The sequence below is a fragment of the Streptomyces sp. NPDC029138 genome (assembly GCF_055564375.1).
Window position 1 is genome coordinate 40177 of sequence record NZ_JBVHWM010000076.1, and the last position, 7681, is coordinate 47857.

Genomic DNA, 7681 nt, shown 5'->3' on the forward strand with positions numbered 1-7681 from the left:
CGCGCCTGCCGTTTTCGCGGATGCGGAGGCCGGTGTGCACGGATGCGGATGCCGGTGCGGGCAGGCGGATCGGCGGGCACACGACACACCATAACGCGATGTATCGCGTCACTCAAGACGCTTCACGCGAACGGGTGGTGGCCGGGGACGGCCGCTCGATGTCAGGCCATGACCGTGTAACCGGCGTCCCGCAGGGACCGGCCGACCTCGGCGCAGTGCGCCGGGCCCTTCGTCTCCAGGTGCAGCTCCACCTCGGCCTCCGCGAGCCCGAGCCGGGGATCGGTGCGGACGTGGCTCACGTCGAGGACGTTGGCGTCGACCGCCGACAGCACCCCGAGCAGCGTGGCGAGCGCACCCGGCCGGTCCGTCAGCCGCAGCCGTACGGCCAGGTAGCGGCCCTGCGCGGCCATGCCGTGCCGCAGCACGCGCTGCATCAGCACCGGGTCGACGTTTCCGCCGGAGAGCACCGCGACGACCGGGCCCTCGAAGGCGTCCGGCGCGGCGAGCAGCGCCGCGACCGGGCTCCCCCCGGCCGGCTCCACGACCAGCTTGGCCCGCTCCAGGCAGAGCAGCAGCGCCGCCGACAGTTGGTCCTCGCTGACCGTGCGCACCTCGTCGACCAGTTCGCCGACGATCCCGAACGGCACCACACCGGGCCGCCCCACCTTGATGCCGTCGGCCATCGTCGCCGGGTTCAGCAAGGACATCGGGCGCCCGGCGGCCAGCGAGGGCGGGTAACAGGCGGCCCCCTCCGCCTGCACGCCGACGATCCGCACGTCCGGCCGCAGCGCCTTCACCCCCACCGCGATACCCGCCGCGAGCCCGCCGCCGCCCATGCCGACGACGACCGTGCGGACCTCCGGGCACTGCTCCAGGATCTCCAGGCCGACCGTGCCCTGGCCGGCGATCACGTCCGGGTGGTCGAAGGGATGGATGAACACCGCGCCGGTCTCGGCGGCGTACTCCTGGGCGGCGGCCAGCGTCTCGTCGACCACCTGACCGTGCAGGCGCACCTCGGCGCCGTAGTCCCGGGTCGCGCTGATCTTCGGCAGCGGCGCGCCCTTCGGCATGAACACCGTGGCGTGCACACCGAGCAGAGAGGAGGCCAGCGCCACACCCTGCGCGTGGTTGCCGGCGCTCGCGGCCACCACACCGGCCGCCCGCTCCTCCGGCAGCAGCCCGGCGATCCGCACATAGGCGCCGCGCAGCTTGAACGAGCCGGTCCGCTGGAGGTTCTCGCACTTCAGGTGCACCGGAGCGCCGACCATCTGGGACAGGTGCCGGCTGCCTTCCATCGCGGTCACACGTGCCACCCCCGACAGCATCTTCTGGGCGCCGCGCACATCGTCGAGGGTCACGGAGCGCAAGGAGTCAGCCGTGCGGTAGCTCATGACTCCAGCATCGCAGTTCACGTTCGCGCACGACGGGTGTGACCAAGCAGCGAGACCGGTTTGTGCAGCGCTGGTACGGCTCGGCGCCGGGCCGCGTACCCTGTCCCCCAACCCAGCAGCCCTTCATGAAGCGAGCCTCCGGCCATGCCCACAACACCTGAAATGTCGATGGACATGACGACCGTCGGTGACACCGGTCTTCTCGACACCCTCCAGCACGAGGTGGCGGTGTTCGCCCGCCGTGCCGAACAGACGCGGCTCGGCGGCGTCGGCCAGGTGCGCAACTCCATGGACCGCGCCGCCTACCTGCTGCTCAACCGGCTCGACAACGAAGGCCCGATGGGGGTCAAGGCGCTCGCCGCGAGCATGGGCATCGACTCCTCCACGGTCACCCGGCAGGTGGCGCCCCTGGTCGACACCGGGCTCGTCAAGCGCACCTCGCATCCGGAGGACGGGCGCGCGGTGGTGCTCCAGTTGTCGCCGCGCGGCGCCGCGCGGCTGGAGGAGGTCCGGTCGTCCAGGCGTCAGCTCATGGCCGAGCTGACACACGACTGGGCACCGGAGGAGCGCGAGCAGTTCTGCACGCTCCTCACCCGCTTCAATCACGCGCTCTCCGCGCGGATGACGGTGCAGGGCGTTCCGGCGGCCGAGCAGCCACCGGCCTCCTGACCCGCACACCGCACACCGCACACCGCACACGGCACACGGCACACGGCACACCGCAGAGGCTCCGAGGTCTTGACCCCGGCCCGCCACTGGCCTGATATGAGACCGGGTCCGGAGAGGGGCTCGTCCGGACCGGCTCCGACCGGGTTCGGGGCGGGACCCCGTCGGGGGGAGGCGCGGTGCGTGATCGGCAAGTGGCCCGCGATGCCCGCCGGGCCCGGGAGTTCGAGGCGTTCGTGGCGGGCGCGGCCGGGCGCCTGCTGCACACCGCCATGCTGCTCACCGCGGAGGCGCCGGACGCCAACCCGCGCGCGCGGCGCCTGCTGACGCTCGCGCTCGCCGACACCTACGCCCGCTGGGACCGGCTGCGCGGCGAGGACCCGTACGACTGCGCCCGCCAGTACCTCGCCACCCGCTTCGCGCGCACCACCTGGCACCAGTACGGCGCCTTCGGCCGCGCCCGGCCGGATCCGCGCAGTCCGCTCGCCGCCCTCACGCCGCAGGAACGACTGGTCCTCGTCCTGCGGTTCTACGAGGGTGTGGCCGAGGAGCAGACGGCGGCCCTGCTGGGCCTGCCCACGGAACGCGTCCACACCCTCTGCGACCGCGCGACGGCCGACGTACTGCACCCCGCCCGCCCGGCCGTCCCTCGCACGGCGAACACGAAGGTGGCACCGTCATGAGCCGCGCCGGCGACCTCGTACGGCGCGTCCGCGCGCGCGACCGGCACCAGGGCAGGCCCGTCTTGCGGGAGCGCCGGTCCGGCGGCGGGAGGTCGTGGTGAAACGGGGTGAGCGCGAGGCCGCTGTGCGGCGGATCATGGAGCAGGGCGGGGCGCCGGTACCGCCGGAGCTGTACGGCGACGCGGTGCGCCGTGGGGAACGTCTGCTGCGGCGGCGTCAGCTCGTCCGCCGGGTGCTGTGGCTGCTGGCCTGCGTCGCGGCCGTCGCGCTCGCCGTGTGGGCGGCGGACGCCCACCCCTGGGTGGAGCCGCCCTCGCAGACGACCCCACCGCTCACCGGCTGGTGATCCCGCTACTGGCCGAGGGCCTGCTGGAGGTCCTCCAGCAGGTCGTCGACGTTCTCGATGCCGACCGACAGGCGCACCAGGTCGGCCGGGACCTCCAGCGCGGAGCCGGCCGCGGAGGCGTGCGTCATCCGGCCGGGGTGCTCGATGAGGGACTCGACGCCGCCGAGGGACTCGCCGAGGGTGAACACCTGGGCGCGGTTGCACACGTCGACCGCGGCCTGCTCGCCGCCCTCGACCCGGAACGACACCATGCCGCCGAACGCCTTCATCTGCTTGGCGGCGACCTCGTGACCAGGGTGCTCGGGCAGCCCCGGGTAGAGCACGCTCGTCACGCGCGCGTGCCGGGACAGCATGTCGGCGATCTTCGTGGCGTTCTCGCTGTGCCGGTCCATGCGCACCGCGAGGGTCTTGGTGCCGCGCAGCACGAGCCAGGAGTCGAAGGGGCCGGCGACGGCACCCATCGCGTTCTGGTGGTAGGCCAGTTCCTCGCCGAGCGCAGGGTCGGAGACGATCAGCGCGCCGCCGACCACGTCGGAGTGGCCGCCCATGTACTTGGTGAGGGAGTGCACGACGACATCGGCGCCGAGCGACAGCGGCTGCTGGAGGTAGGGGGTGGCGAAGGTGTTGTCGACGACGAGCTTGGCGCCCGCGTCGTGGGCGACCTGAGCGACGGCGGCGATGTCGGTGATGCCGAGCAGCGGGTTGGAAGGGGTCTCCACCCAGACGGCCTTGGTCTTCGGGGTGATCGCGGCCCGCACGGCGGCCGGGTCGCTGGTGTCGGCGACCGACCACTCCACCCCCCAGCGGGTGGCGACCTTGGCGAACAGCCGGAAGGTGCCGCCGTAGGCGTCGTTCGGGATCACCACGTGGTCGCCGGGGGTGAGGAGCGTACGCAGCAGAGTGTCCTCGGCCGCCAGGCCGGACGCGAAGGCGAGGCCGCGGCGACCGCCCTCCAGCGCGGCGAGGTTCTCCTCCAGGGCGGTCCGGGTCGGGTTGGCGCTCCGGCTGTACTCGTAGCCGCCGCGGAGCCCGCCGACGCCGTCCTGCTTGTAGGTCGAGACCTGGTAGATCGGCGGGACGACCGCGCCGGTGAGGGGATCCGCGGTGTTGCCCGCGTGGATCGCGAGGGTCTCGAAGTGCTGACTGATGTGCCTGTCGCTCATGTGCACCGAGCGTAGTGCGCCTGGCCGGATCGTGACGCCCGCCATGGGGCCTCGCCGCGCCCCGCGATCCCGTCGTCGTGCTCGGAGCCGTCCGCTGTCCTGCTTCCAGCAGTCCCGCTGTCCTGCTTCGAGGCGTCCCACTGCCTGCTCATGCGCCCCGTTGCCCTGCTCCGAAGCGTCCAGCTGTCATGCACCCGTCCGGAGTTTTCCACAGGCCGACGGCGGGGTTCGCCAATTGTCGGCGGCGTCTGGTTCGCTTGAGGCATGTCGATTCTCTGGCTGCTGATGGCGTTGCTCCTGCTGAGCTTCGTGCTGCTCCCGGTCATACGGCGCAGGCGCGGGGTGATCGAGCAGGTACCCCCGGGACACCCGGACGCCGCCGACCCGGCGGCCTACGGCTTCGTGCGCCAGGAGGAGCTGGACGTACGCCTGCCCGGCCCGGACGAGGACCTGCTCCAGGTCCTGGAGCTGGTGCAGCGCACCCAGGACTACCGGGCCGCCGCCCAGTTGCTGGCCGGCACCGAGTCCGAGGGCGAGCGGCGTTGGCAGCGGGTGCAGGCCTTCGCCGGTGCCGCCGCGCTGGAGCTGCGGCAGCGGCCCGGCGGGGTGCACGAGACGCCGGGCGGCCAGTGGCTGCGGGTGTGGCGGGCCGAGCAGCCCAAGGACGCGGGCGGCGCCGCCGTCCACGCCGAGTTCCTGGTGCAGCAGGCCTGGCGGACGTCGACGCCCGGGGCGGACGACTTCCGGATCATCATGGAGGAGGCCCGGGACGCCTGTGCGCAGGCCGCCCTGCTGGCTCCCGGTGACCCCGTGCCGTACGTCATAGAGCTGTCCATCGCGCGCGGACTGGCCTATCCGCAGGCGGAGTTCGACCAGCTCTGGCTGAAGATCCTCGACCGCGCCCCGCATCACATGGGCGCGCATCTGGCCGCGCTGCACTACTGGTGCGAGAAGTGGCACGGCTCGCGCGAGCAGGCGTACTCCTTCGCCGAGGCCGCCGCGGCCCGCGCTCCGGAGGGTTCGCTGCTCGCCGCGCTGCCGCTGTTCGCGGTGTTCGAGCACCTGCCGGAGGTGAACCTGGTCGCGAGCTTCTACCAGAGCGAGGTCGTGACCAAGGCGATCCACGGCGCGCTGCACGCGGTGCACGCGGCCGACCCCGACGACCCGACGCTGCCGCACGTCCGGCATCTGCTGCTCTTCTTCCTGGTCCGCGCCGAGCGCTGGGCGGAGGCCATGCAGCAGCTGATACACATCGACGGCCACGTCGGCGCGCTGCCGTGGACCCTGTTCACCGACCCGGCCGCCGAGTTCGCCCTGCACCGCGCGCTGGCGGTGGCCGGTTACGAGGCCAACGGCGGCACCCCGGCCGGCCTCCCCGGCTGACCCGACCCGCGCGGGACGACCCACCCCCTTTCCCTTCCTCCCCCACCGCATTGCCCTTCTGACCTGCGGTAGGGCATACTCCGCATCCCCCCACAAGCACCATCCGCACCACCAAGCACCGCCGGCACCACCAAGCACCACCCGCGCACCGACCGGCCCGCCGCCGGTCCGGCGCTCCGTCATGTCCCTTTTCTGAGGTCCTGTGGGGGGATCTGCCCGATGGGCGCAACTCTGCGCGCGCTGCGCGCCCTCGTCCTGCTGCTCGGTTTCTACCTGCTGAGCCTCGTCCTGCTCGCCGCGCTGATCGGCGTCGACGTCCTCGTGTTCAGCTGGGGACACGGCCCGCTCACGCTGAAGGTCGGCTTCGTCACGGTACTGCTGGCCATCCCCGTCGTCCGCGGCATGGTGATGCTGCGCACCCCGAAGGGTGAGGACGGGCCCGGCATCCCGGTCACCGAGACCGACGAGCCCCGGTTGTGGGCGCTGGTCCGGGAGTTGGCCGCGGCGGCCGGCACCCGCGCGCCCGACCGCATCCTGCTCACCGGCGAGGTCAACGCGGCCGTCAGCGAGAATCCGCGGCTGCTCGGCCTGCTCCCCGGCCCGCGCCGCCTCTACCTCGGCGTCCCGCTGCTGACCGGCCTGACCGAGGCCCAGCTGCGGTCCGTGCTCGCCCACGAGTTCGGGCATTTCACCGGCGGTGACACCCGGCTCTCCGCGCTGGTCGTGCGCGGGCGCGTGCAGATCGGCCGGGTCATCGGCCAGTTCCACGAGAAGGCGGACGACAAGGTGGCCGCCGACCGGGCCCGGCAGGAGCGGGCGTCCGCCAAGCGGGTCGCCAAGGGCAAGAAGGCCAAGCAGGTCGACACGACCGGCGTCGGAGCGACGTACCGGACGATGGCGCGGATCTACACCGCGTACGGCAAGCTCTTCCTGCGCGCCTCCCTCTCCACCGCGCGCGGCCAGGAGTACGCCGCCGACCTGACCGCCGCCCGGATCGCCGGACGTGACGCGACCGCGTCGGCGCTGCGGGAGATCCCGGTGCTGTCCGCCTCCCACGACTTCTACCTGGAGTCCTACGCCACCCTCGGCCTACCGGCCCGGCTGCTGCCGCCGCGCGGCGAGTTCTTCGGCGGCTTCGGCCGGCTGCTGACGGCCCGTGAACTGGAGCTGGCGGGTCTCCGCTCGGAGCTGCCGGAGGAGCCGGCCGGGCCGTACGACTCGCACCCGCCGATCGCCGACCGAGTGCGCCGGATCGAGGCGCTGCCCGCCGACGGCCGCGCCGACGAGGCCAAGGGCGCGGCGCTGGCCCTGCTGACCGACCCGGCGCGCACCCTGGCCGCCCTGGAGGACGCCGTCCTCGCCGACGAACTGCTCCGCTACCCGCGCGCGGCCGGCTGGGAGGACCTGCTGGACGCCTCGATGGCCACGGGCCTGTCGTCGGCGCAGACCCCGCTGCACCGGGCGCTGGCCCAGTACACCGGGCAGCCTGCGACGCTGTCCGTGCTGCTGGACGTCATCGACGACGGCCGGCTGTGGCGGCTGGCGGAGCAGCTGCCGCTGTCGGAGGAGGCGGCCGCCGCGAAGGGTCGGGCGTTCCGCGAGTTCGTACGGCCCGCGCTGCGGCGCTCGCTGCGCACCATGGTGCTGGCCGAGTTCAGCTCCCGGTCGCTGCTGCACTGGGAGTTCTCCTGGTCCCGCCCGGCGACGGTGCGGCTGCCCGGCTGGGGCTCGGAGACGGAGGACGACGGTCCGGAGGCGGCGCTGGAGGCGGCCGTGGAGGCGGCGCTCGCCGACCACCCCGACACCGCACAGCTGCGGGCGCTCCTGCCGCCGGCGACCCAGAACGCCTGACGCGCCGGGGGGCCCCCCCCCCCCCCCCCCAACCCCCCCACCCCCCCCCCCCCCCCCCCCCCCCCCCCCCCCCCCCCCCCCCCCCAAAAAAAAAAAGACCCCCCCCCCCCCCCCCCCCCCCCCCCCCCCCCCCCCCCCCCCCGCCCACCCCCCCCCCCCCCCCCCCCCCCCCCCCCCCCCCCCCCCCCCCCCCCCCCC

General features: G+C 73.6%; 7 protein-coding genes. 5 read left to right on the top strand and 2 right to left on the bottom strand.

Annotation, left to right across the window (positions count from 1 at the left end):
- Positions 1 to 161 precede the first annotated feature (161 nt).
- Positions 162 to 1391 carry a threonine ammonia-lyase gene (ilvA, locus tag ACZ4WH_RS37650; protein WP_468189460.1) on the bottom strand — a complete coding sequence of 410 codons (1230 nt, stop codon included), beginning with the start codon at positions 1389 to 1391 and terminating at the stop codon, positions 162 to 164.
- A 162-nt stretch (positions 1392 to 1553) separates the two neighbouring features.
- Between ilvA and ACZ4WH_RS37655 the strand changes: the two genes are divergently transcribed.
- The 3 genes from ACZ4WH_RS37655 to ACZ4WH_RS37665 all read left to right on the top strand — a co-directional run bounded on the left by ACZ4WH_RS37655 (position 1554) and on the right by ACZ4WH_RS37665 (position 3086).
- A complete protein-coding gene (locus ACZ4WH_RS37655; protein WP_171159750.1) occupies positions 1554 to 2060 on the top strand; it encodes a MarR family winged helix-turn-helix transcriptional regulator in 507 nt (168 codons plus the stop codon).
- Between the two features lie 176 nt (positions 2061 to 2236).
- Positions 2237 to 2740, top strand: a complete 504-nt coding sequence (locus tag ACZ4WH_RS37660) for a sigma factor-like helix-turn-helix DNA-binding protein (RefSeq protein WP_468189462.1) — start codon at positions 2237 to 2239, stop codon at positions 2738 to 2740.
- 97 nt (positions 2741 to 2837) lie between these two features.
- Positions 2838 to 3086 (top strand): hypothetical protein, encoded by a 249-nt coding sequence (locus tag ACZ4WH_RS37665; protein WP_468189464.1) that lies wholly within the window; start codon positions 2838 to 2840, stop codon positions 3084 to 3086.
- A 5-nt stretch (positions 3087 to 3091) separates the two neighbouring features.
- Here ACZ4WH_RS37665 and ACZ4WH_RS37670 read toward each other — a convergent pair whose 3' ends face one another.
- A complete protein-coding gene (locus ACZ4WH_RS37670; RefSeq protein ID WP_468189466.1) occupies positions 3092 to 4249 on the bottom strand; it encodes a cystathionine gamma-synthase in 1158 nt (385 codons plus the stop codon).
- Between the two features lie 264 nt (positions 4250 to 4513).
- On the opposite strand from ACZ4WH_RS37670, the gene ACZ4WH_RS37675 reads away from it, so the two are divergent.
- Positions 4514 to 5632: a hypothetical protein gene (locus ACZ4WH_RS37675; RefSeq protein ID WP_468189468.1), complete on the top strand. Its 1119-nt coding sequence runs from the start codon at positions 4514 to 4516 to the stop codon at positions 5630 to 5632.
- A 219-nt stretch (positions 5633 to 5851) separates the two neighbouring features.
- Entirely contained in the window at positions 5852 to 7483 is a 1632-nt protein-coding gene (locus ACZ4WH_RS37680) for a M48 family metalloprotease (protein ID WP_468189470.1), read from the top strand.
- The last annotated feature ends 198 nt before the right edge of the window (positions 7484 to 7681 follow it).